This is a genomic window from Paracoccus stylophorae (assembly GCF_028553765.1).
GTDB lineage: Bacteria > Pseudomonadota > Alphaproteobacteria > Rhodobacterales > Rhodobacteraceae > Paracoccus > Paracoccus stylophorae.
In genome coordinates, this window is sequence record NZ_CP067134.1 from 35140 (window position 1) to 57721 (window position 22582).

The window sequence follows — 22582 nt, forward strand, 5'->3', positions numbered from 1 at the left end:
GTCATGCCTTCACATCGGCGGCCAGCGCCGCAAGCCGGGTCAGGATATCGCGCAGCGTGTCGCGCAGCGGTGCTGCCTTGCCGGCATCATAGGCGAAGGGCGGCGATTGGGTCGCAAGATGCGTGGACTGCGCCAGCTCCATCTGGATGGCGTGGACGCCCCGATCGGGCCGGCCATAGTGGCGCGTCGTCCAGCCGCCCTTGAAGCGGCCGTTCAGCACCCATGTCCGGCCGGTCGCCTGCACGATCCGCGCCACGGCGTCCTCAAGGCGCGGATCGCAGGTCGCGCCGTCATTCGTGCCGATGTTGAAATCCGGCAGGACGCCGTCGAACAGGAACGGGATCTGGCTGCGGATCGAGTGGCTGTCATACAGGATCGCCACCCCGTGCCGCGCCCGCACCCGGTCGATCTGCGCCGACAGGGCAGCGTGATAGGGCGCGTGGAACCGGGCCACGCGGTCGGCGATGTCGTCTTGGCTGGGCGGCTCGGACCAGATCGGCTGGCCGTCGAAATCGGTCAGCGGCACCAGCCCGGTGGTGTTCCGGCCCGGATACAGGCTTTCGTCGCCCGGTGCGCGATTGGCGTCGATGACATAGCGGTGAAAGGTCGCCCGCACCGTCGTTACGTCCGCCAGAAGCCCGTCGTAAAGCCGGTGGACATGCCAGTCGGTGTCGGCCAGCACCTGCCCGCGCGCGTTCAGCCGCGCCATGATGCCGGCCGGCAGATCGGTGCCGGTATGCGGCAGGCCCAGGATCACCGGGTCGTCACCCTCGACGGTCTCGACCGGGTTCATGGCCGCACCTCGGCCAGCAGGTCGGACGGCACGGCGGCGACCAGATCGCCGTCGCGGACCAGCCGCGCGACCTGCACGAGATCGGGCGCCAGATACCGGTCCTGATCCAGCGCGGCCACATCCTGCCGCAGCCGGGCGATGACCGCGCGCAGCGGGGCCGAGGTGGTCAGGGGCGCACGAAACTCGACCCCCGCCGCCGCGCAGATCGCCTCGATCCCCACGATCTGCGACAGGTTGGCGTTCATCCGCATCAGCCGCCGCGCGCCGTGGGCGGCCATGCTGACATGATCCTCCTGATTGGCGCTGGTCGGGGTGGAATCGGTGCTGCACGGATTGGCCAGATGCTTGTTCTCGCTCATCAGGGCGGCGCTGGTGACCTCGGCGATCATCAGCCCGCTGTTCAGCCCCGGATCGGGCGTCAGAAACGGCGGCAGGTCGTGGGACAGCGTCGGATCGACCATCAGCGCGATACGGCGCTGCGAAATCGCGCCGATCTCGGCGATGGCCAGGGCGATCTGGTCGGCGGCGAAGGCCACGGGTTCGGCATGGAAATTGCCGCCCGACACGATCTGGTCGGTTTCGGTCAGCACCAGCGGGTTGTCGGTGGCGGCGTTCGCCTCGATCTGCAGGCTGCGGCCGGCCTGCCACAAAAGGTCGATGCACGCGCCCGTCACCTGCGGCTGGCAGCGGATGCAATACGGGTCCTGCACACGGTTGTCGCCGGTCCGGTGGCTTTCGCGGATCGCGCTGCCATCCATCAGCCCGCGGATCGCGCGCGCCGCGACGATCTGGCCGCGATGGCCGCGCAGCTGGTGGATCTCGTCCAGAAACGGCGCGGTCGAGCCCATGATCGCGTCCGTGGACAGCGCCGAGGCGATCAGCGCCGCGCGGGCCGAGGCAAAGGCGTCGAACAGCCCGGCCAGCGCAAAGGCGGTCGACACCTGCGTACCGTTGATCAGGGCCAGCCCCTCTTTCGCGGCCAGCACCACCGGCGACAGGCCCGCCGCCCGCAGCGCCCGGTCGGCCGGCATCCGGTCGCCCTGCCAGTCGGCCTGCCCCTCGCCCAGCATCGCGGCGGCCACATGCGCCAGCGGCGCCAGATCGCCCGACGCGCCGACCGATCCCTGCGCCGGGATCACCGGCAGCACGTTCCGGGCCAGCATCTCCTCCAGCAGGGCAATCACCTGCGGGCGCACGCCGGATGCGCCGCGCCCCAGTGACAGCAGCTTCAGCGCCATGATCAGCCGCACCGTCTGCGGCTCGACCGTCTCGCCCACGCCGCAGCAATGCGACAGGATCAGGTTGCGTTGCAGCGTCGCGGTGTCGCTGGCCGCGATCCTGACCGAGGCCAGCTTGCCGAAGCCGGTATTGACGCCATAGACGGGTTCCGTGCCGTCCGCCGCACGGGCGATGCGCGCGGCCGATGCGGCAATGCCCGCCCGCGCGCTGTCGGCCAGCCGCACGGCCACCCCTTCGCGCCAGATACGTTCCAGCTGGGCCAGCGTGGTTTCGCCGGGGATCAGGACCAGTTCAGACAAACTCGCCTCCGACGATGCGGGCATGCAGCGGGTTGAAGCCGATGCGATAGGACAGTTCGGCCAGATGCGCGATGTCCCAGACCGCCAGATCGGCGCGCTGGCCGACCTCGATCCGGCCGCGGTCGGTCAGGCCAAGCGCCCGCGCCGCGTGGACGGTCACGCCCGCCAGACATTCCGCGGGCGTCATGCGAAACAGGGTCGCGCCCATGTTCATGGCCAGCAGCAACGAGGTCAGCGGCGAGGTGCCGGGATTGCAGTCGGTCGCCAGCGCCATGGGCACGCCCGCATCGCGCAACCCCTGCACCGGCGGCTGTTTCGTCTCGCGCAGCGTATAGAACGCGCCGGGCAGCAGCACAGCCACCGTGCCGGACCGGGCCATTGCGGCAATGCCGTCCGCGCCCAGATATTCCAGATGATCGGCCGAGATCGCGCCGTGCCGCGCCGCCATCGCCGCGCCGCCCAGATCGGACAGCTGTTCCGCATGCAGCTTGACCGGCAGGCCCAGACCGGCGGCGTGGTCGAATACCCGCGCCATCTCATCCGGCGAAAAGGCGATCCCTTCGCAGAACCCGTCCACCGCGTCGATCAGCCCCTGTTCATGGGCGAGATCCATGCCGGCCATGACGATGTCGCGCAGATAGGCTTCGCGGTCGTCGCGATATTCGGGCGGCAGCGCGTGGGCGGCCAGCCATGTCGTGCGCACGGTGACGGCGCGTTCGCCCGCTATCCGGCGCGCGACGCGCAGCATCTTCAGCTCGGTGTCGATATCCAGACCATAACCGGACTTGATTTCCAGCGTCGTCACGCCCTCTGCCAGCAGCGTATCGACGCGGCGCAAGGCGGCGGACAGCAGATCGTTCTCGGACGCGGCGCGGGTGTCGCGCACAGTGGACAGGATGCCGCCGCCGGCGCGGGCGATTTCCTCGTATCCCGCGCCTTCAAGTCGCATCTCGAACTCGCGCGCGCGGTCGCCGCCGAACACGATATGGGTGTGGCAGTCGATCAGCCCCGGCGTGACGACCCGCCCGCCCAGATCGCGGCGCGGCGCCCCGGCAAGGTCCGACGGCACATCGCCGTCGCGACCGATCCACGCGATTCGGCCGTCGCGAAGCGCCAGCGCACCCGGTTCGGAAAAGGCATAAGTCCCTGATTCCGAGTCGTTTCGTGCCATCCTGACATTGCTGAGAAGCTGCATCTGCGCGGCGCTTTCGGTTGCCCTGATCCTGATTCTATGTTTAAACTTATCGGGCTTCCATGTCTAAACCTATTTGACGATCGTGTTCTTCGGCGCAGGGAAAGAGGGATCGAGATGACCGTGCTGTTCGCAGACCGGGCGCTGCTGCCCGAGGGATGGGCGCAAGACGTCCGTGTCGATCTGGGCGCGGATGGCCGGATCGCCGCCGTCCGTCGCGATGCCGCGCCCGATGCCGGACCGGACGGGCAGCGCGTCGAATTGCTGCTGCCGGCGATGGCGAACCTGCATTCGCACGCCTTCCAGCGCGCCATGGCCGGCCTGTCCGAGGCGCGCGGCCCGCATCCGCGCGACACGTTCTGGACCTGGCGGCAGATCATGTTCCGCTTTCTGGACCATCTGACGCCCGACGATGTCGAGGCCATCGCCGCGCTGGTCCAGATGGAGATGCTGGAGGCCGGATACGCCACCAATGTCGAATTCCATTACCTGCATCACGCGCCCGGCGGCAAAGCCTATGACGATCCGGCCGAGATGTCGGCACGCATCGCCGCCGCCGCCGCGCGCACCGGCATCGGGTTGACGCTGCTGCCGGTGCATTATCAGTTCGGCGGCTGCGACGGCCGCCCCCTGGCGCCCGGTCAGGTCCGGTTCGGCACCGACCCCGACGGGTTTGCACGACTGCTGGATCGGGCCGAGGCCGCGCTGCGCGACCTGCCGTCCGACGCCGGAATCGGGGTCGCGCCCCATTCGCTGCGCGCGGTGTCGGCCGACGGGCTGCGGATGTGCGCCGAATTGCGCCCGGATCGCCCGCTGCACATGCATCTGGCCGAACAGATCCCCGAGATCGAGGAGGTGCAGGCCGCCCACGGCGCGCGCCCGGTGGAATGGGTGCTGGAGAATTTCGCCCCCGACCGGCGCTGGACCCTGATCCACCTGACCCACATGACCGACACGGAAACCCGCCGTCTGGCGGCGACGGGCGCGGTGGCCGGGCTGTGCCCGATCACCGAATCCAGCCTGGGCGACGGCATCTTCAACGCCACGGTCTGGCGCGCGGCCGGCGGGCGTCTGGGGTTCGGGTCGGACAGCAATATCCGCATCTCGCTGACCGAGGAATTGCGCACGCTGGAATACAGCCAGCGGCTGCGCGACACCGCCCGCGCGATTCTGGCCACGCCCGACCGATCCACGGGACGGGTGCTTTACGACGCGGGGTTGCAGGGCGGTGCGGCGGCGGCCGGACGCGATACCGGCGCCATCCGCGCCGGATGCCGGGCCGATCTGTGCGCCGTGTCGCTGAACAATCCGGTCATGGCCGGGCGCGACGGCGACCGGATGCTGGACAGCCTGATTTTTGGCGGCGGCGACGGGCTGATCCGCGATGTCTGGTCCGCCGGACGCCATGTCGTCCGGCAGGGACGCCACAGGGACCGCGACCGGATCGTGGCGGATTATCTGGCCTGCATCGCCCGGCTTGGGGACCGGATGTGACCCGCGCCCCCGGCCCGACAAGCCCCAAGGCGCACCGGATCGCGGACGAGGTGCGGCGCCGCATCCTGGACCGCGAATGGCGGCAGGGCGACCGCATCCCGGACGAGGCCGATCTGGCCGTCAGGTTCGGGGCGGCGCGGGCCACGGTGAACAAGGCCCTGCAGATGCTGGCGGGCGAGGGGCTGCTGGACCGCCGCCGCCGCGCCGGAACGCGCGTGGCCATCGACCCGGCACGCAAGGCGATCTTCACCATTCCCATCGTGCGCGAGCAGGTCGAACGCGCCGGGATGAGCTATGGCTATCGCGTCTTCGCGCAGCGGATGGGGGTGCTGCCCGCCGACATCGCGCAGCGCAGCGGGGTCGCCCCGGACACGCGCTTGCTGCATCTGCGGGCGGTGCATTACGGCGACGGAGAACCGTTCCAGTATGACGACCGCTGGATCAACCGCGATGCGCTGCCCGGCATGGACCGGATCGACTTTCGCCAGGTGAACGCCAATGAATGGCTGGTCCGCAACGCCCCCTATAAACGCGCCGACATCGCCATTTCCGCCCGCAACGCCGACCCGCGCGAGGCCCGGATGTTGCAGGTTCCGGTCGGACAGGCGATCCTGATCCTCGACCGCACGACGTGGAACGACGCCGGCCCGATCACCATCCTGCGCGCCGCCTTTCCGCAAGGCCACGTGATGCAGTCGGACGGCTAGGCGGGCGGGCGCAGACCGGCGGCGCGCGGTCCGACGCCGCCTGAATACGGGGGAATTGCCCGCCGGAACAGGCGCTTGTCGAACACGGTTGACGCTGTCGCGGACCGGGCACATGCTGTCGGCCAATCGCGGGCGGAGGCAATTCCGCCGCATCCAACATGGAGAAGGGAAGAACATGACACGCAAATTCACGTCTTTCGCGCTGGCAGGTTGCCTTGGTCTTGGCCTGATGGCGGCCGGCATGGCGTCGGCCCAGACCGCCAAGGTCGCGACCGATCCCAGCTTCGTCCCGTTCGAGATGCTGGACCAGGACAGCGGCGAGATGGTCGGCTTCGACATGGACATCATCAGCGAGGTCGCGGAACGCGCCGGGTTCGAATACGACCTGAACACGATGGATTTCAACGGCATCATCCCGGCCGTGCAGACCGGCAACGTGGACATCGCCATCGCCGGCATCACCATCACCGACGAGCGCGCCAAGATCGTCGATTTCTCGGACCCGTATTACGACAGCGGCCTGAAGATCCTGGTCTCGGCCGACAATGACGAGGTCGAGACGGTCGAGGATCTGGCCGGCCTGAAGATCGGCACCAAGATCGGATCGACCAGCTTCGATTTCCTGACCGAGAATCTGGGCGACAGCGCCGACATCACGCCCTATCCGGGCTCCAGCGACATGTATATGGCGCTGATGGGCGGCAGCGTGGACGCGGTGTTCTATGACGCGCCGAACGTCGCCTATTTCGCCAAGACGCGCGGCGAGGGCCGGGTGAAGGTCGTCGGCCCGCTGTATGAGGGTCAGCAATACGGCATCGCCTTCGTCAAGGGCAGCGATCTGCTGGAACCCTCGAACCAGGCGCTGGCCGAGATGCGCGAAGACGGCACCTATGACGAGATCCATTCCAAGTGGTTCGGCACAGGCAGCGAATGATCGCTGAGGCGATGGGCGCCGTCCGGGCACGGTCGGCGCCCGCCCTGCGCTGATCCTGTCACGGAGCGGATATTTGAACGGCACATTTCAATTCGACTGGCAGGCGGCGTTCAACTCGATCCCCTACCTGCTGAAAGGCATCCCCTATACGCTGCTGATCTCGGGCGCGGGTCTGGCCATCGGGTTCATCATCGGGATCGTCTTCGGTCTGCTGCGCATCAGCCCGATGGCATGGCTGCGCTGGCTTGCGATCATCTATATCGAGGTGTTTCGCGGCACGCCGGTCCTGGTGCAGGTGCTGTTCATCTTCTATGGCCTGCCGCAGCTTCTGGGCGGGCCGATCGACGCGGTGACGGCGGGCATTGCCGCGATCGCGGTCAATTCCGGGGCCTATATCTCGGAAATCGTGCGCGGCGGGGTGCAATCCATCGAACGCGGCCAGCGCGAGGCCGGGCTGTCGCTGGGCCTCAGCCGGCTGGACACGTTCCGCTTCGTGATCTGGCCGCAGGCGTTCCGCCGGATGATCCCGGCGCTGGGCAACCAGGGCATCATCAGCATCAAGGACACATCGCTGTTCGCCGTGATCGGCGTCGGCGAACTGGTGCGTCAGGGCCAGATCTATATCGCCACGACCTTCACCGCGCTTGAGGTCTATCTGATGGTCGCGATGCTGTATCTGGCGATCACGCTGTCATTGTCGGCCGGTCTGCGGCTTCTGGAACGCAAGGGATTGGTGGGACAATGAGCGGAACGGACGACGCGCGGCCCATCGTCAGCATCGAGGGTCTGAACAAGCATTTCGGCAGCCTGCACGTGCTGAAGGACATCGACCTTCAGGTCGCGCCGGGCGAGGTGGTGGTGATCATCGGGGCCAGCGGGTCGGGCAAATCGACGCTGATCCGGTGCGTGAACGGGCTGGAACAGTTCCAGAAGGGCCAGATCGAGGTGGACGGCAACCTGCTGAAGCCCGACGGCAAGGCCGGCGGCGCGCTGCAGAAGATCCGCACCGAGGTCGGCATGGTCTTTCAGCAGTTCAACCTGTTTCCCCATCTCAGCGTGCTGGACAATGTCACGCTGGCGCCGATGCGGGTGCGCAATGCCAGCCGGGCCGAGGCCGAACGCACCGCCGAACGCCTGCTGGAACGGGTCGGCATCGCGGATCAGGCGCGCAAGCATCCCGCGCAGCTGTCGGGCGGCCAGCAGCAGCGCGTCGCACTGGCCCGCGCCCTGGCGATGGAGCCGCGGCTGATGCTGTTCGACGAACCGACCAGCGCGCTGGACCCCGAGATGATCGGCGAGGTTCTGGACGCGATGCGCGAACTGGCGCGCGACGGCATGACGATGATGATCGTCACCCACGAGATGACCTTCGCGCGCGAGGTCGCCGACCGCGTGATCTATATCCACAAGGGCGAGATCACCGAACAGGGGACGCCCGAACAGGTCTTCGACAACCCCCGGAACGAACGCACGCAAAGCTTTCTGGCACGGGTGCTGACCCGCTGACCGCGCGGTTCCGCCATCTGGCCGGGTCAGGACATGATCGCGGCAAGCAGGTCGCTGGCCTTGTGCAGGCCCAGTTTCTGATAGGCGCGCTGCCGATAGGTCAGGACCGTGGCCGGCCCAAGATCCAGCTCGGCGCCGATCTGCCGCGCCGTCGCCCCGGTCAGGGTGCGCGCGCAGACCTGCCGCTCGCGCCGGGTCAGGACGGGATAGGCGTGCGACAGGCGCTGTTCCACCTGCTCCAGCAACGGCGGCGCGGTTTGCGTCAGCCGCGTCAGCCCGGTGATCGCCAGCTGCGCCAGCGCGCCAAGCTGGGCCATGTCAGGCTCGGCGCCTATATCGCGCTGATAGAAGGTGACGATTGTCGCATGATCGGCCTTGCGCCAGCCGAAACAGATCTTCTCGGCAAATCGCGGCCGGTCGAAACACAGCTTGCGATAGGCGGCCAGTTCGATGGCCGAGGCCGGGACGCGGCAGGCAAAGCCGCTGTCGGGCGGTGCCGCCCGCCACGCATCGGCGGCCGGATCGCTGCGGTGAAAGCGCCGTGCATAGGCATCGGCGCGTTCGGCGACCTCGCCAAGTTCGCTGGTCGAGGCCAGCACACGTGGCGCCGCCCGGTCGTCGATCCGATAGGCGAACAGCTCTTCGATACCCGACACCGAACCGGCGATCTGCAACAGCCGATCCGCGAACAGGGTCTGGTCGCGCGATTCCAGCAATTCGGCCGCAAGATCAGGGTCGATCAGCCCGACCATCGCCTTCCCCTCACAGCGGGCCGGCATGTCCATAGACCTAAGGACATACAGCCCCGGTTCGTTTCAGTAGAAATGATTTCAACGCAGACGCGACCGAAACGCAAGGAGAGATACAGATGAGCAAACCCTTTGCTTCCTCGACCGACACCACCGAAAAGACCGACACGCTGGAGATTCTGGACGATGGCGTCTATGCGCTGACCGCCGAGGGCGATCCGAATGTCGGCGCGGTCGAGGGCGAGGATTTCGTCGTCGCCATCGAAAGCCGCGCGACGCCAGCCGCCAGCCGCGAGTGGCTGAAGATCCTGCGCGAGCAGACCGACAAGCCGGTGCGCTATCTGGTGCTGACCCATTACCACGCCGTGCGCGTGCTGGGCGCCAGCGCCTTCGACGCCGGCGACATCATCATGTCCGAGGCCAGCCGCGATCTGGTCGCCGAACGCGGCGAACAGGACTGGAAAAGCGAATTCGGCCGGATGCCGCGCCTTGCCAAGAACGCGGAAGAGGTGCCGGGGCTGACCTGGCCCACCATCACCTTCAAGGACGAATACGACATCGACCTGGGCGGCGATCGCGGCAGGCTGGAACTGCGCTTCCTGGGCCGCGGCCATACCGGCGGCGATATCGTTGTCTGGCACGACAAGACCCGGACGCTGTATGCCGGCGATCTGGTCGAATCCAAGGCCGCGCTTTACACCGGCGACGCCTATCATTTCGACTGGGCGGGGAAGACGCTGGACAACGTCAAGGCCTATCGCGCCGAATATCTGGTCGGCGGGCGCGGGCCGGTCTCGCGCGGTGTGGACGAAACCGACGCCGCGGTCGAGCAGACCCGCAAGTTCCTGCACGGCATGATCGAGAATGTCGGCCGCGTCCACAAGGAAGGCGGCGATCTGAAAGCCGCGTTCGAGGCGACGCGCGACGCGCTGGCGCCCGAATTCGGCGATTGGCCGATCTTCGAACACTGCCTGCCCTTCGACGTGCAGCGGCTGTGGGACGAATATGACGGGATCGAGCATCCGCGCATCTGGACGGCCGAACGCGACCGCGAGGTCTGGGCCAAGCTGCAAGGCTGAACGAACCGGGGAAGGAGGATGAAATGGCGAATGTCGCGGGAATTCCCGTCTACAAGGAAATCGGTGCGACGGCCCGTCCGGCGGCATCGGGCGACCGCACGCAGGTCGCCATCGTCGGCGCCGGACCGGTCGGCCTTGCCATGGCGCTGGACCTGGGCCGGCGCGGCCATCAGGTCACGGTGCTGAACCGGCTGGATTTCGTGGCGCATTGTTCCAAGGCGATCTGCTTTTCCAAACGCTCGCTGGATATTCTGGATCGTCTGGGCGTCTGCGACCGGGCGATGGACAAGGGCGTCGTGTGGAATGTCGGCAAGGTCTTCTGGGGGAAGGGCGATCAGCCGATCTACCGGTTCGACATGCTGCCGGTGAAGGAGCAGAAGCGGCCCGGCTTCATCAATATCCAGCAATACTATATCGAGGAGTACCTGCTGGACGCGGTGGACGCGCTGCCCAACGTGCAGATCCGCTGGGCCCACATGGTCGAGGACGTGAGCCCGCGCCGGGACGGCGTGGATCTGACCATCTCGGCCGAGGGATCGCGGTACGATCTGCACGCCGACTGGCTGATCGCCTGCGACGGGTCGCGCTCGACCGTGCGCGACAGGATGGGCCTCGATTTCGAGGGCCGCGTCTTCGAGGACAATTTCCTGATCGCCGATATCCGGATGAAGCGCGAGATGCCGTCGGAACGCTGGTTCTGGTTCGATCCGCCCTTCAATCCCGGTCGCTCGGCGCTGCTGCACAAGCAGCCCGACGATGTCTGGCGGCTGGATTTCCAGCTTGGCTGGAACATCGACCGCGACGCCGCCATCCGCCCCGAGAATGTCGAGCCCTATGTCCGCGCCATGCTGGGCGAGGGGGTCGAGTTCGAGCGCGAATGGTATTCGGTCTACACGTTCCAGTGCCGGCGCATGGCGCGTTTCGTGCACGGGCGGGTGATCTTTGCCGGCGATTCGGCGCATCTGGTGTCGCCCTTCGGCGCGCGCGGCTGCAATGGCGGGTTCGCCGATATCGACAATCTGGGCTGGAAGCTGGATCTGGTCCTGCGGGGCGAGGCCGACGAGGACCTGATCGAGACCTATAACACCGAAGCCATCGCGACGGCGGACGAGAACATCCTGAACTCGACCCGCTCGACCGATTTCCTGACCCCCAAGACGGCGGCCAGCCAGGCGCTGCGCGATGCGGTGCTGGAACTGGCGCAGGATCACGAATTCGCCCGTCCCTTCGTCAATTCGGGCCGCCTGTCCACCGCCGTCAGCTATGCCGACAGCCCGCTGTCCACGCCCGACCGCGACACCTGGGACGAGGGCGTTCCGCCCGGCGCACCGGTTGTGGACGCCCCGCATGAGGGCGGATGGCTGCTGGACCGGTTGGGCGACGATTTCGCCCTGCTGGTCACCGACTGGGACGGCACGCCGCCGCCAGGCGTGCGCGTGATCCGGGTCGAGGGTCTGGCCGCGCGCAGGCTGGGCCTGACCTCGGGTGCCGCCGTGCTGGTGCGGCCGGACCAGTATGTCGCCGCCCGCTGGAAATCCTGCAAGCCGGGCGACATCGCCGATGCGCTTGCCCGCGCGACGAAGGGGAAACCATGTCTGCACTGAATCTTGCGCCGAACCTGACCGATCACGACGATCTTTATCAGTCGCTGATCGACATGCATGAGGGTCTGTCCGAACAGGAAAGCCTGAAACTGTGGTCGCGCCTGACCCTGATTCTGATGAACCATATCGGCGACCGCGCGGTGATCGAACAGGCGATCGAGGCCGCCCGGCCGCGCTGATCCTCTGGCACGAAACGGGGTGACGCGGCGGCAACGAAATTGTTGCGTCTGTAACGAAACCTGATAGAGATTGTTGACGCGGGGCGCGAACATCAGTTTCATCGGGGACGCCGCAAGCATCGTGTCAGAGGAGAGATCATGGCTGGAACCGAACAACAGACGCGCAGCAGGGTCGAGGCCGCGAACAGCGCAGACAGCGATTTCCCGATCCAGAACCTGCCCTTCGGCGTGTTTTCGGTCGCCGACGGGGCGCCGCGCTGCGGTGTGGCCATCGGCGACATGATCGTGGATCTGGCCGAATGCGAGGCCCAGGGCCTGCTGGAGGCGCAGGGCACATTCTCGGCCCCGCATCTGAACGATTTCATCGCCCTTGGCCGCCCGGCATGGGACCGGACGCGCGCGCGGCTGACCGAGTTGCTGGCCGAGGGCGCGTCCGAGGATGTGCCGCTGGTGCCGATGGCCGATGCCACCATGCATCTGCCGATCCGCGTGACCGAATACACCGATTTCTATGCCTCGAAAAATCACGCCTTCAATGTCGGCGTGCTGTTCCGCGGCCCCGAAAACGCGCTGCCGCCGCAATGGACGCATATGCCCATCGGCTATAACGGCCGCGCGTCGTCGGTCGTGGTGTCGGGAACCGATATCCGCCGCCCGATGGGGCAGGTGAAGGGCGAGAACGGTCCCGAATGGACCGCCTGCCGGCGTCTGGATCTGGAACTGGAACTGGGCGCCGTCGTCGGTGCCGACAGCCAGATGGGCCAGCGCGTCAGCGTGGACGAGGCCGAAAAGATGATCTTCGGCTATCTGCTGCTGAACGACTGGTCGGCGCGCGATATTCAGGCGTGGGAATACCAGCCGCTTGGGCCGTTCCAGTCCAAGGCGTTCGCCACCACCATCAGCCCGTGGATCGTCACGCAGGCCGCCCTTGAACCCTTCCGCAGCGAGGGGGCGCCGCGCGACAACGAATTGCTGCCCTATCTGCGCGAGGAACGTCCCGGGTTCTACGACATGACGATGGGCTGGACGATGAACGGCCAGCGCATGGGTCAGACCAACTACAACGTGATGTATTATTCCAGCGCCCAGCAACTGGCCCATCACACCGAAAGCGGCTGCCCGATGCGGGTGGGCGATCTGTTGGGGTCGGGCACGATCTCGGGGCCCGAACCCGGTCAGACGGGCGCGCTGCTGGAGATGACGCAAAGCGGCAAGTCTCCGGTCGAGGTGAACGGGCAGCAGCGCCAGTTCATCGAGGACGGGGACGAGGTCGCGCTGTACGGTTTTGCGCAGGGCGACGGATACCGGATCGGCTTCGGCCCCTGCGTCGGCAAGATCCTTCCGGCGCAGGAGTGACGATGGCCGCGGTCGTTCTGCACGATTACTGGCGCTCTTCCGCCTCATACCGGGTGCGGATCGCGCTGGCGCTGAAGGGCATCGACCATGACCGCGTGACCGTCGATCTGGTCGGCGGCGGGCAGCGCAGCCCCGATCATCTTGCGCGCAATCCGCAAGGGCTGGTCCCGGTGCTGGAAATCGACGGCCTGGTGCTGACGCAATCGCTGGCCATCCTTGAATATCTGGACGAAACGCGCCCGGAACCGCCGCTGCTGCCCGCCGATCCGGCCGCGCGCACCCATGTCCGCGCCATCGCGTTGGCGGTGGCGTGCGACATACATCCGGTCTCGAACCTGGGCGTTCTGGCGCGGGTCGAGGCGCTGGGCGGCCCCGAGGCGCGGGCGGCGTGGAACCGCGACAACATCGCGCGCGGCTTGGCCGCGATCGACACGATGCTGGATCATCCCGGCTTCACCGGCAGGTTCTGTCACGGCGATACGCCGACACTGGCCGACTGCACCCTTGTTCCGCAGCTTTACAACGCGACGCGCTGGCAGGTGCCGTTCGACCATCTGCACCGCATCACAGCCGTCGCGAACAGCTGCGACGATGTCGCCGCGTTCAGGGCGGCGCATCCGGATCACACGAACCCTTCGCGGGAGGCGAAGGTCACAACGGGAGAGACTTGATGAAATCGCTGAAACTTGCCCTCGCCGGCCTGCTGCTGAGCGCCACGCCCCTGATGGCGCAGGAACTGATCATGTCGTCGTGGCTGCCGCCCAAGCATCCGATCGTCGTCAACGCCTTCGAACCCTGGGCCGAAGAGGTCGAGGCCGCGACCGACGGGCGCGTGACCGTGCGCATCATGGGCAAGCCGCTTGGCAGCCCGCCGGCGCATTTCGACATGGCCCGCGACGGCATCGCCGACATCACCTATGGGCTGCATTCCTTTACCGAGGACGACCGCTTCAGCCGCGCCGCGCTGGGCCAGTTCAGCTTTCTGGGCGACGACGCGATCGAGAATTCGAAAGCCTACTGGTCGATCTATGGCGGCGATCTGGACGCGGCCGAAGAACATGCCGGCACCCATCTTCTGGGCCTGTTCATGCACGGCCCCGGATTGCTGCACAACAATGTCCGCAAGATCGAAACGCCCGCCGACATGCAGGGGCTGAAGATCCGGGTGCCGGGCGGCTATGTCGCCGATCTGCTCTCGGCCCTGGGTGCCACGCCGCTGTTCATGTCCTCGCCCGAGGTCTACGAGAAACTGTCGCGCGGCGTGATCGACGGCGTGGCCTTTACCTATGAGGCGATGACTGCGTTCAACCTGGTCGATCACATCAAGTATTCGATGGCGGTGCCGGGCGGCATCTATAACACGACCTGGTTCTTCGTCATCAACGAGGATCGGTGGAACTCGCTGTCCGAGGAAGACCGCGCGGCCATCGACGCCATTTCGGGCGAGGCGTTCGCCGAACGCGTGGGTCAGGCGTGGAACGATGCCGACGACACGGCCAAGGAGGAGATTGGCGACAAGGTCGATTTCTATCAGGCCAGCCCCGAGGTCGTGTCGGCCCTGCACTCCGAGGCCACGCGGCTGGAACAGGCATGGTCCGACAGCCTGGGCGACGGTTACGACGGCACCGCCGCGCTGGCCAAATTTCGCGACGTGACCGGAGTGTCGGTGGAATGACTCGGACGGGTGATCGGCCCGAAGATCTGGCCCCGGACATGATTCCGGGCCGGACGCCCCACCGGCACGCGGTCTGGTATCGGGTGCTGGCGGGCGCGGCGGCCTTGCTGATCGTGCTGCTGGTCGCCGTCACCTGCGTCGATGTGGTCGGCCGGTATCTGTTCAACCGACCCTTCGGCGGCGCCTATGAGCTGACCCAGATCCTGCTGGCCGCGCTGGTCTTTGCGGCGCTGCCGCTGACCAGCGCCGATGGCGGCCATGTCGAGGTCGATCTGGCGCTGCATCTGCTGCCCGTCGGGGCGCAGCGCGCACTGGGCCGGATGGCGGCATTCGTGTCGGCGGCGGTTCTGGCCTATTTCGCCTATCGTCTGGTGCTGATCGGGATCGATCAGTTTCACGAAGGCACGCGCAGCGCCTCGCTGGACATTCCGATGGCCCCGCTGGCCTTCCTTGCCGCCGCAAGCTGCGTCGCGTCGGCCATCGCTATGATCCTGCGTCCGGAGACAGCATGACCATTTCCCTGATCGCCTTGGCCATCCTGCTGGTGATGGTGTTTGCACGTATCCCCATCGCCTTCGCCATGGCCATCGTGGGCGGCGTGGGATTCGCGCTGCTGCGCGGCTGGAGTCCGGCGGGCGCCATGGTCGGCAACGCGGTTTTCGAGACTGGCCTGAATTATTCTCTGTCGGTGGTGCCGCTGTTCATCTTCATGGGCAACGTGCTGGCCGGATCGGGCATCGCGCAGGGGCTGTTTTCGGCCGCCGACCGGGTCTTCGGCCGGATGCGCGGCGGGCTGGCGATGGCGACCGTGCTGTCCTGCGGCGGCTTCTCGGCCGTGTGCGGATCGTCGCTGGCCACCGCCGCGACCATGTCCAAGGTCACGATGCCGTCGATGCGGCGCTTCGGCTATTCCGACAGTCTTGCCACCGGGGCCATCGCGGCGGGCGGGACGCTGGGCATCCTGATCCCGCCCTCGGTCGTGCTGATCATCTTCGGCCTGCTGACCGAGGCCGATATCGGCAAGCTGTTTCTGGCCGGCATCATCCCCGGCATCGTCGGCATCATCGGCTATCTTCTGGCGGTGATGGTCGCCGTGCGCATGAACCCGGCGCTGGCCCCGCAAGTGTCCGAGGTCCGGCCGATGAACACGCGCGACGCGGTCAGCGTGGCGGCGGTGCTGGGGCTGTTCGTCTTCATCATGGCCGGCATCTATGGCGGCTTCTTCACCCCCATCGAGGCCGCCGGCATGGGCGCCGCCGCCGCGCTGCTGATCGCCTTCGCGACCGGCGGCATGACCCGCGCCGCGCTGTGGACCGCGTTTCTGGACAGCGCCACCGCATCGGCGATGATCTTCGCCATCATCATCGGCGCCGAAATCTTCAGCAATTTCGTGTCCTTTGCCGGCCTGCCCGACGCGCTGAGTTCACAGGTTGAGGATATGGGCCTGTCGCCCTGGGTGGTGCTGCTGCTGATCGTGGTGATCTACATGGTGCTGGGCTGCTTTCTGGAAAGCCTGTCGATGATCCTGCTGACGGTGCCGGTCTTCTATCCGCTGGTGTCGGATCTGGATTTCGGGCTGGCGGTGTTGCAGGACCCCGACGCGGTGCTGATCTGGTTCGCCATCATCGTCGTCGTCGTGACCGAGATCAGCCTGATCACCCCGCCCATCGGAATGAACGTGTTCGTGCTGCGGTCGGTGTTGCCCGACGTGTCCCTGGGCACGATCTTTCGCGGCGTCTATGTGTTCTGGGTCGCCGATCTGATCCGGCTGGCGCTGATCATCGCCGTGCCGATCCTGTCGCTGTATCTGGCGACGTGACCCCGCGCCTGTCCGCCGCTGCGCCGGAAGAAACGAGCAGGTGATGCCGATGGAAAGCTTCTTTCCCTATCGTCTGGCGGTCGTGGCCGAGGCGTTCTCGCGCCAGCTTGTCGCGGTCTACGGCCGCCAGCACGGCTTCAGCCGAGAGGAATGGCGGCTGCTGTTCCTGCTGGAAGATGCCGGCGCGCTGGATTCGCTGCAACTGGCGCGGCGCACCTCGCTGGACAAGGTGCAGGTCAGCCGGGCGGCCGCACGGCTGGAACGCAAGGGATTGATCACTCGCGACGTGCTGGAAGCGGACCGGCGGCTGCGCAACTATCGGATCACCAATGACGGGCGCGCGGCGTTTTCCCGCGCCTTCGGGGCAGTCGAGGCGCGGGCGCGGCGGATTCTGGATGCGATGCCCCCGGACGATCTGGCTGCGCTGAAACAGGGGATCGCCGCGCTGGATCGTGCCATCGTCGGCGCGACGGGCAAGGACGAGGCCACCGGCTTTCCCCGCCTGCCCGACCCGGACGCGCCGCGATAGGCGCGGCGCGCGCCTTCAGGCCCGGTAACGCCGCAGCTTGAAGGCAAACATCACGGTCAGGATGCCAAAGACCAGGCTGCCCAGGCTGATCAGCCAAATGATCGACAAAATCCCGCTGACCGGCTGAAAGATCAGCGCCAGACCGAACAGCAGCAGCAGAACCCCGCTGAGGCCAAGCAGCCATTCATCCGTGATCTCGTGCCGCAGACGGATCGCGCCGACGATCTGCGCGATCCCGGCCACGATGGCCCAGAACGCGATCACGACCAGCAGCGCGATGGCCGCAACGCCGGGCGAGGTGAAGGCGATGATCCCCGCCACGATGCCCAGCACGCCCAGCAACGCCAGCCACCAGCGATTGCCGCGCGTCCCCTGCTGTCCCGCGAACGCCGCCCACAGCGCCATGATCCCGTCCGCGACGGCATAGGCGCCCCACAACAGCGTCAGCACCAGCACCGTCAGCGCCGGCCACATGAAGGCCAGAATGCCGAAAACGATCGCCAGGATTCCCCGCATCAGGAACAGCCACCAATGTTCCGCCAACGTCCGGACCAGTCCGGATTCCAGCCCCGGCGCCTGTGCCGTCATGCGATTGTCGCTCATCCCGCGCTCCTGTGAAAAACGGCGCGCGAAGGTCTTCGCACGCAGGGTTTGGCAAAAATGACGACCGCGATCAGTCCTTGCGCTGCCGGGCGGTCGCGGCGTCCACCTTCAGATAGACGCGGTTGTCTTCCACCCGGTCCACATGGCTGAGGTCGATGTAATGGTGCTGGTCGTCCGAGGCATCCGATTTGGTCAGCTTGATGCGGTCGCCCTCGATCCCGTCGACGGTGCCGACATGCTGCCCGTCGCTGCCGGACACTTCCATATGTTCCTTGATCTGGTCTGCCGTGGCCATGGGCCTGTCTCCTGTGCATGGGTGCGCGGGATAACGTGCCTGCCCGAGTTCGGTTCCCAGGCCCCCGCCCGCGCGTCATGCCGGCCGCGACTGCCTCAGCTTGCGGAATTGCGGTCCAGCGACATCAGCGCCTTCTTGATCTGTCTCAGGAATTCGGAGCTGTCGTTGCCCGTCATGCCCTCTTCGGTGGCGCGGATATAGGCCCGCTTGTCGTCGCGCCATTGTTCCAGCATCTCGATCTTTCTGTCATCGCTGAGACTGTCGTCCTTCAACAGATCGTCGGGCGTTTCGTATTTTCCCAGATATGCCAAGATCGTCCTCCTGTAATGATGTCCCGGAAAGCCGGACCGGGCGATGGCCGGATCGCGTCTGTCCTGCCATCGCGCGACGCCCGGATCGCCCTGCGGATCAGATAGTGGCATCGCGTCCGCGGTTTGACAACATGGCCGGACCGACGCCAATTCCGGAGGGTCAGGAATGTTGCTCAGCATACACGAACAGGAACGGCTGATGGTCTATACCGCCGGCAAGCTTGCGCTGGAACGCAAGCAGCGCGGGCTGAAGCTGAACCTGCCCGAGGCGACGGCGCTGCTGACATCCTATCTTCTGGAAGGCGAGCGCGACGGCCGGACGGTGACCGATCTGATGGAAACCGGCCGCAACGTCCTTGGCCGCGAGGACGTGATGGAGGGGGTGCCCGAGATGCTGGCGCAGGTCCAGGTCGAGGCGACGTTTCCCGACGGCACCAAGCTGGTCACCGTGACGGAGCCGATCAGATGACCCGAAAGCCCAACCCGTTCGAACAGGATCTGAAGCCGCCCGCCGATACCGGCAGGGCACAACACCCCTCGGACCATCCCGGCCGCGACTATGACATGACCAGCGCCGAGGCCGAGGGGCGCACAAGATCCTCGGGCGCGAACGCGCCCAGTGAGCCGCGCCGTCCCGGCACGGGCGAGCGTCAGGCGCCGCGCCGGCAATCCGACAGCAGGCTGGAGGAGTCCGAGCCGCTGATCCCCGGAGAGATCCTGCACGGCGACGGCGATGTCGTCATCAACGAGGGCGCGCAGATCACCACGCTGCGGGTCGCCAACACCTCGGACCGGCCGATCCAGATCGGCTCGCATTATCACTTTGCCGAGGTGAACGCGGCGCTGGATTTCGACCGCGACGCGGCCTGGGGCAAGCGCCTGTCGGTGCTGTCGGGCGGCGCGATGCGGTTCGAACCGGGCGCCGTGGAAGAGGTCGATCTGATCCCGATCAGGGGTCGCAGAATCGTCGCCGGCCTGCGCGGGCTGTGCAAGGGAGGGCTGGACGATGCTTAGGGTTTCGCGTTCCGAATACGTGGCCTCCTACGGGCCGACGACGGGCGACCGCATCCGGCTAGCCGATACCTGCCTGACCATCGAGGTCGAAGAGGATCGCTGCCGCGGCGGCGACGAGGCGGTGTTCGGCGGCGGCAAGTCGATCCGCGAATCGATGGGCCAGTCGACCGCGACGCGGGCGCAGGGCACGCCCGATCTGGTCATCACCGGCGCCGTGATCCTGGATCACTGGGGCGTCATCAAGGCCGATATCGGCATCCGCGACGGCCGCATCACCGCATTGGGCAAGGCCGGCAATCCCGACACGATGGACGGCATCCATCCCGATCTGGTGATCGGCCCCTCGACCGAGGTGATGGCCGGCAACGGACTGATCGCGACGGCGGGCGCCATCGACACGCATGTGCATTTCGTCGGCCCGCAGATGCTGCAACTGGCGCTGGCGTCGGGCGTCACCACCGTCACCGGCGGCGGCACCGGCCCCACCGAAGGGTCCAAGGCGACGCTGGCCACCCCCGGCGCCTGGTGGATGCAGCGGATGCTGGAAGGGTTCAATCCGTGGCCGGTCAACGTGCTGTTTCTGGGGCGCGGCAACACCATGTCGAAAGAGGCGATGTGGGAACAGCTGCGCGGCGGCGTCGGCGGCTTCAAGGTGCACGAGGATTGGGGCGCGACCCCGGCGGTGATCGACGCCTGCCTGTCGGTGGCCGAGGAATCGGGCGTGCAGGTGGCGATCCATTCGGACACGCTGAACGAGGCGGGCTTTGTCGAAGATCTGTTGCGGACGGTCGCCGGCCGCACCTTCCACGCCTTCCATACCGAGGGTGCGGGCGGCGGGCACGCGCCCGACATCATCAGCATCGCGGGGCAGCGCAACGTGCTGCCCGCCTCGACCAACCCGACGCGGCCCTTCACGCGCAACACAGTGGCCGAACATCTGGACATGGTGATGGTCGCGCATCACCTGAACCCGCAGGTGCCCAACGATCTGGCCTTCGCCGAAAGCCGGGTCCGCGCCACCACCATCGCGGCCGAGGATATCCTGCAGGACATGGGCGCAATCTCGATCATGTCGTCGGATGCGCAGGCGATGGGACGCATGGGCGAGACCGTGATGCGGACCTGGCAGACCGCCCACCAGATGAAGAAGCTGCGCGGCTCGGCACCCGGCGACGACCGCGCCGACAACATGCGCGCGCGCCGCTATGTGGCCAAATACACGATCTGCCCGGCCGTCGCGCACGGGCTGGAACGCGAGATCGGGTCCATCGAAGTGGGCAAGAAGGCCGATATCGTCATGTGGCAGCCGGCCCTGTTCGGGGTGCGCCCGCATACCGTCTTCACCGGCGGCATGGTGGCGACGGCGGCGCTTGGCGATCCCAACGCCTCGATCCCCACGCCGCAGCCGGTGATGCCGCGGACCGGCTTCAACGTCCACAGCCCCGCCGCCGGCGCGACCAGCGTGGCGTTTGTCGCGCAGGCGGCGCTGGATGACGGGCTGGCCGAGCGGATCGACACCAATCGCCGCTTCGTCGCGATCCAGAACACGCGCGGCCGGACAAAGGAAGACATGCCCGAAAACACCGCCCTGCCCCGGATCGAGGTCGATCCCGACACCTATGCCGTCCGCATCGACGGCGAGCTGGCCGATCACGAACCCGCGGACGAACTGCCGATGGCGCAGCGATATTTCCTGTTCTGAATGGCGGATATGGGGGGTCAGGCCGCGCTGATGCTGCTGGCGGACGGGCGGCTGCCGGCGGGCGGCTATGCCCATTCCGGCGGGCTGGAGCCGGCGGTGGCGTCGGGCCGCGTGGCGGATGTGGCCGGGCTGGAACATTTCCTGATCGGGCGCGCCGAGACGGCAGGTTTCATCGCGGCCGTCTTCGCGGCGGTGTCCTGCGCGGCGGCTTTGCGTGACGCGCTGGCCGATCTGGCGCTGCTTGAGGCGGAACTGGACGCGCGCATCCCCTCGGCCGAGCTGCGCAAGATCTCGCGCGATCTGGGGCGGCAGTTGCGGCGCGCGATGGACAGCATCCACCCGCATCCGCATTTCGCGGCCCTGGGCCGGGCGCCGCATCAGCCGGTGGTGATGGGCGTCGCCGCCGCCGCACTTGGGCTTGGCCCGCGCGGCGCGGCGCTGGCCATCCTGCACGAGACGACCGCAGGGGCGGCCGCCGCCGCCGCCGCCGCCAAGATCATGCGGGTCGATCCGTTCCATGTCCACGCCGCTTTGGCCCGCGCGACCGGGCGGCTGGATCGGCTGGCCATTGCGGCGGCCGGCCATGTCGATACCCCGCCTGCCGATCTGCCCGCGCCCGGCGCGCCCCTGGCCGACATCGCGGCCGAACATCACCGGAACAGCAATGTACGACTCTTTGCGTCCTAGACCGCCGCTGCGCGGATCGGGCGCGATGACCGCGCGCGCCGTTCTGGCCAGCGAGACCGATTCGCATCGCCGCCGCAGCCGCATCGCAACCCTGCGTTCCGACGGGCCGCTGGTGCTGCGCCCGTGCCATCCAAAGGGGCCGGAGCCGCTGGTCCATCGCGATGCCCATGTGGCGCGGGTGGCGCTGGCGGCGGGGACGGCGGGTCCGCTTGGCGGCGACGATTACCGGCTGGATATCCATGTGGGCGCGGGCAGCACGCTGGTGCTGACCGAGATTTCGGCGATGCTGGTCCTGCCCGGCGCAAGCGGGGGGCTGTCGCGCATGACGGTCCGCGCCACGGTCGGGCCCGGCGCGACCTTCGTCTGGTGGCCCGAACCGATCATCGCCGCCGCGCGCTGCGATCACCGCCACGATGTGCGCATCGCGCTGGACGGCACCGCGCGCATGATCCTGCGCGAAGAGGTGTTGCTGGGCCGGCACGGCGAACGCCCCGGCGATTTCACCGGCCGCCTGCGCATCACCCGCGACGGTGTGCCGCTGTACGATCAGCAGTCGCGGGTCGGCCCTTCCGCCTGCGGATGGGACAGCGCCGCGGTTCTGGGCGATGCGGGTGCGTTCGGGTCGGTGATCGCGGTCGATCCCGGCTGGGGGGACGATCCGCCCCGCGCCGACCCGTTTCACCGCGACGCCGCGCTGACCCCGCTGCCCGGCCCTGCCGTCGCCATCGGCGCGGTCGCGCCCGACAGCCTGCAACTGCGCCGGCTTCTGACCGGCGGATTGACCCGCCTTGGCCCGCCTTGGGCGATTTGACATGA

General features: G+C 67.2%; 26 protein-coding genes. 19 read left to right on the forward strand and 7 right to left on the reverse strand.

Annotated elements, in window-relative coordinates; translation table 11 throughout:
* Position 1: 1 nt before the first annotated feature.
* Genes hutG through hutI form a run of 3 tightly spaced genes read right to left on the reverse strand, consistent with a single transcriptional unit; the run spans position 2 to position 3526 of the window.
* On the reverse strand, positions 2–793 hold the full coding sequence (gene hutG / locus JHW45_RS00135; RefSeq protein WP_272858961.1) for an N-formylglutamate deformylase: 792 nt from the start codon (positions 791–793) through the stop codon (positions 2–4).
* Positions 790–2331: a histidine ammonia-lyase gene (gene hutH / locus JHW45_RS00140; RefSeq protein WP_272858962.1), complete on the reverse strand. Its 1542-nt coding sequence runs from the start codon at positions 2329–2331 to the stop codon at positions 790–792. The genes hutG and hutH overlap by 4 nt, the downstream gene beginning before the upstream one ends.
* Entirely contained in the window at positions 2324–3526 is a 1203-nt protein-coding gene (gene hutI, locus JHW45_RS00145; RefSeq protein ID WP_419181819.1) for an imidazolonepropionase, read from the reverse strand. Before hutI ends, hutH begins: the two co-directional genes overlap by 8 nt.
* A gap of 114 nt (positions 3527–3640) precedes the next feature.
* Here hutI and JHW45_RS00150 point away from each other — a divergent pair, with 114 nt between their 5' ends.
* The 5 genes from JHW45_RS00150 to JHW45_RS00170 all read left to right on the forward strand — a co-directional run bounded on the left by JHW45_RS00150 (position 3641) and on the right by JHW45_RS00170 (position 8164).
* A complete protein-coding gene (locus JHW45_RS00150; RefSeq protein ID WP_272858964.1) occupies positions 3641–5017 on the forward strand; it encodes a formimidoylglutamate deiminase in 1377 nt (458 codons plus the stop codon).
* Positions 5014–5724 carry a GntR family transcriptional regulator gene (locus JHW45_RS00155; RefSeq protein WP_272858965.1) on the forward strand — a complete coding sequence of 237 codons (711 nt, stop codon included), beginning with the start codon at positions 5014–5016 and terminating at the stop codon, positions 5722–5724. The genes JHW45_RS00150 and JHW45_RS00155 overlap by 4 nt, the downstream gene beginning before the upstream one ends.
* A 175-nt stretch (positions 5725–5899) precedes the next feature.
* Positions 5900–6658 carry a transporter substrate-binding domain-containing protein gene (locus JHW45_RS00160; RefSeq protein WP_272858966.1) on the forward strand — a complete coding sequence of 253 codons (759 nt, stop codon included), beginning with the start codon at positions 5900–5902 and terminating at the stop codon, positions 6656–6658.
* A gap of 73 nt (positions 6659–6731) precedes the next feature.
* Complete coding sequence (locus tag JHW45_RS00165) at positions 6732–7403, forward strand: amino acid ABC transporter permease (protein WP_272858967.1); 672 nt, start codon at positions 6732–6734, stop codon at positions 7401–7403.
* On the forward strand, positions 7400–8164 hold the full coding sequence (locus tag JHW45_RS00170) for an amino acid ABC transporter ATP-binding protein (RefSeq protein WP_272858968.1): 765 nt from the start codon (positions 7400–7402) through the stop codon (positions 8162–8164). Before JHW45_RS00165 ends, JHW45_RS00170 begins: the two co-directional genes overlap by 4 nt.
* Before the next feature lie 26 nt (positions 8165–8190).
* Here JHW45_RS00170 and JHW45_RS00175 read toward each other — a convergent pair whose 3' ends face one another.
* Positions 8191–8943, reverse strand: a complete 753-nt coding sequence (locus tag JHW45_RS00175; RefSeq protein WP_272858969.1) for a helix-turn-helix transcriptional regulator — start codon at positions 8941–8943, stop codon at positions 8191–8193.
* An 89-nt stretch (positions 8944–9032) separates the two neighbouring features.
* Here JHW45_RS00175 and JHW45_RS00180 point away from each other — a divergent pair, with 89 nt between their 5' ends.
* From JHW45_RS00180 to JHW45_RS00220, 9 genes are all read left to right on the forward strand, one after another.
* The gene (locus tag JHW45_RS00180; protein ID WP_272858970.1) at positions 9033–9992 is read left to right on the forward strand and encodes an MBL fold metallo-hydrolase; all 960 of its coding nucleotides are present in this window, start codon (positions 9033–9035) and stop codon (positions 9990–9992) included.
* A 23-nt stretch (positions 9993–10015) separates the two neighbouring features.
* On the forward strand, positions 10016–11596 hold the full coding sequence (locus tag JHW45_RS00185; RefSeq protein ID WP_272858971.1) for an FAD-dependent oxidoreductase: 1581 nt from the start codon (positions 10016–10018) through the stop codon (positions 11594–11596).
* Positions 11584–11775, forward strand: a complete 192-nt coding sequence (locus JHW45_RS00190; protein ID WP_272858972.1) for a DUF2783 domain-containing protein — start codon at positions 11584–11586, stop codon at positions 11773–11775. Before JHW45_RS00185 ends, JHW45_RS00190 begins: the two co-directional genes overlap by 13 nt.
* 138 nt (positions 11776–11913) lie before the next feature.
* A complete protein-coding gene (gene fahA / locus JHW45_RS00195; protein WP_272858973.1) occupies positions 11914–13131 on the forward strand; it encodes a fumarylacetoacetase in 1218 nt (405 codons plus the stop codon).
* 2 nt (positions 13132–13133) lie between these two features.
* Positions 13134–13802 carry a maleylacetoacetate isomerase gene (maiA, locus tag JHW45_RS00200; protein WP_272858974.1) on the forward strand — a complete coding sequence of 223 codons (669 nt, stop codon included), beginning with the start codon at positions 13134–13136 and terminating at the stop codon, positions 13800–13802.
* A complete protein-coding gene (locus JHW45_RS00205; RefSeq protein WP_272858975.1) occupies positions 13802–14806 on the forward strand; it encodes a TRAP transporter substrate-binding protein in 1005 nt (334 codons plus the stop codon). Before maiA ends, JHW45_RS00205 begins: the two co-directional genes overlap by 1 nt.
* Positions 14803–15318: a TRAP transporter small permease gene (locus tag JHW45_RS00210; RefSeq protein ID WP_272858976.1), complete on the forward strand. Its 516-nt coding sequence runs from the start codon at positions 14803–14805 to the stop codon at positions 15316–15318. The genes JHW45_RS00205 and JHW45_RS00210 overlap by 4 nt, the downstream gene beginning before the upstream one ends.
* A complete protein-coding gene (locus JHW45_RS00215) occupies positions 15315–16625 on the forward strand; it encodes a TRAP transporter large permease (RefSeq protein WP_272858977.1) in 1311 nt (436 codons plus the stop codon). Before JHW45_RS00210 ends, JHW45_RS00215 begins: the two co-directional genes overlap by 4 nt.
* A gap of 43 nt (positions 16626–16668) precedes the next feature.
* Positions 16669–17154 (forward strand): MarR family winged helix-turn-helix transcriptional regulator, encoded by a 486-nt coding sequence (locus tag JHW45_RS00220; RefSeq protein WP_272858978.1) that lies wholly within the window; start codon positions 16669–16671, stop codon positions 17152–17154.
* A gap of 15 nt (positions 17155–17169) precedes the next feature.
* Here the strand turns inward: JHW45_RS00220 and JHW45_RS00225 are convergent, their stop codons facing one another.
* The 3 genes from JHW45_RS00225 to JHW45_RS00235 all read right to left on the reverse strand — a co-directional run bounded on the left by JHW45_RS00225 (position 17170) and on the right by JHW45_RS00235 (position 18363).
* On the reverse strand, positions 17170–17757 hold the full coding sequence (locus JHW45_RS00225; RefSeq protein ID WP_272858979.1) for an HdeD family acid-resistance protein: 588 nt from the start codon (positions 17755–17757) through the stop codon (positions 17170–17172).
* Between the two features lie 70 nt (positions 17758–17827).
* Positions 17828–18052: a DUF2171 domain-containing protein gene (locus JHW45_RS00230; RefSeq protein WP_272858980.1), complete on the reverse strand. Its 225-nt coding sequence runs from the start codon at positions 18050–18052 to the stop codon at positions 17828–17830.
* Positions 18053–18147: 95 nt separating this feature from the next.
* Complete coding sequence (locus JHW45_RS00235; protein WP_272858981.1) at positions 18148–18363, reverse strand: hypothetical protein; 216 nt, start codon at positions 18361–18363, stop codon at positions 18148–18150.
* 166 nt (positions 18364–18529) lie between these two features.
* On the opposite strand from JHW45_RS00235, the gene JHW45_RS00240 reads away from it, so the two are divergent.
* From JHW45_RS00240 to JHW45_RS00260, 5 genes are all read left to right on the forward strand, one after another.
* Entirely contained in the window at positions 18530–18832 is a 303-nt protein-coding gene (locus tag JHW45_RS00240; RefSeq protein ID WP_272858982.1) for an urease subunit gamma, read from the forward strand.
* A gap of 230 nt (positions 18833–19062) precedes the next feature.
* On the forward strand, positions 19063–19377 hold the full coding sequence (locus tag JHW45_RS00245) for an urease subunit beta (protein ID WP_272860655.1): 315 nt from the start codon (positions 19063–19065) through the stop codon (positions 19375–19377).
* Positions 19370–21079 (forward strand): urease subunit alpha, encoded by a 1710-nt coding sequence (locus JHW45_RS00250; RefSeq protein ID WP_272858983.1) that lies wholly within the window; start codon positions 19370–19372, stop codon positions 21077–21079. Before JHW45_RS00245 ends, JHW45_RS00250 begins: the two co-directional genes overlap by 8 nt.
* The gene (locus JHW45_RS00255) at positions 21080–21766 is read left to right on the forward strand and encodes an urease accessory protein UreF (RefSeq protein ID WP_272858984.1); all 687 of its coding nucleotides are present in this window, start codon (positions 21080–21082) and stop codon (positions 21764–21766) included.
* Between the two features lie 25 nt (positions 21767–21791).
* On the forward strand, positions 21792–22577 hold the full coding sequence (locus JHW45_RS00260; RefSeq protein ID WP_272858985.1) for an urease accessory protein UreD: 786 nt from the start codon (positions 21792–21794) through the stop codon (positions 22575–22577).
* Positions 22578–22582 lie beyond the last annotated feature (5 nt).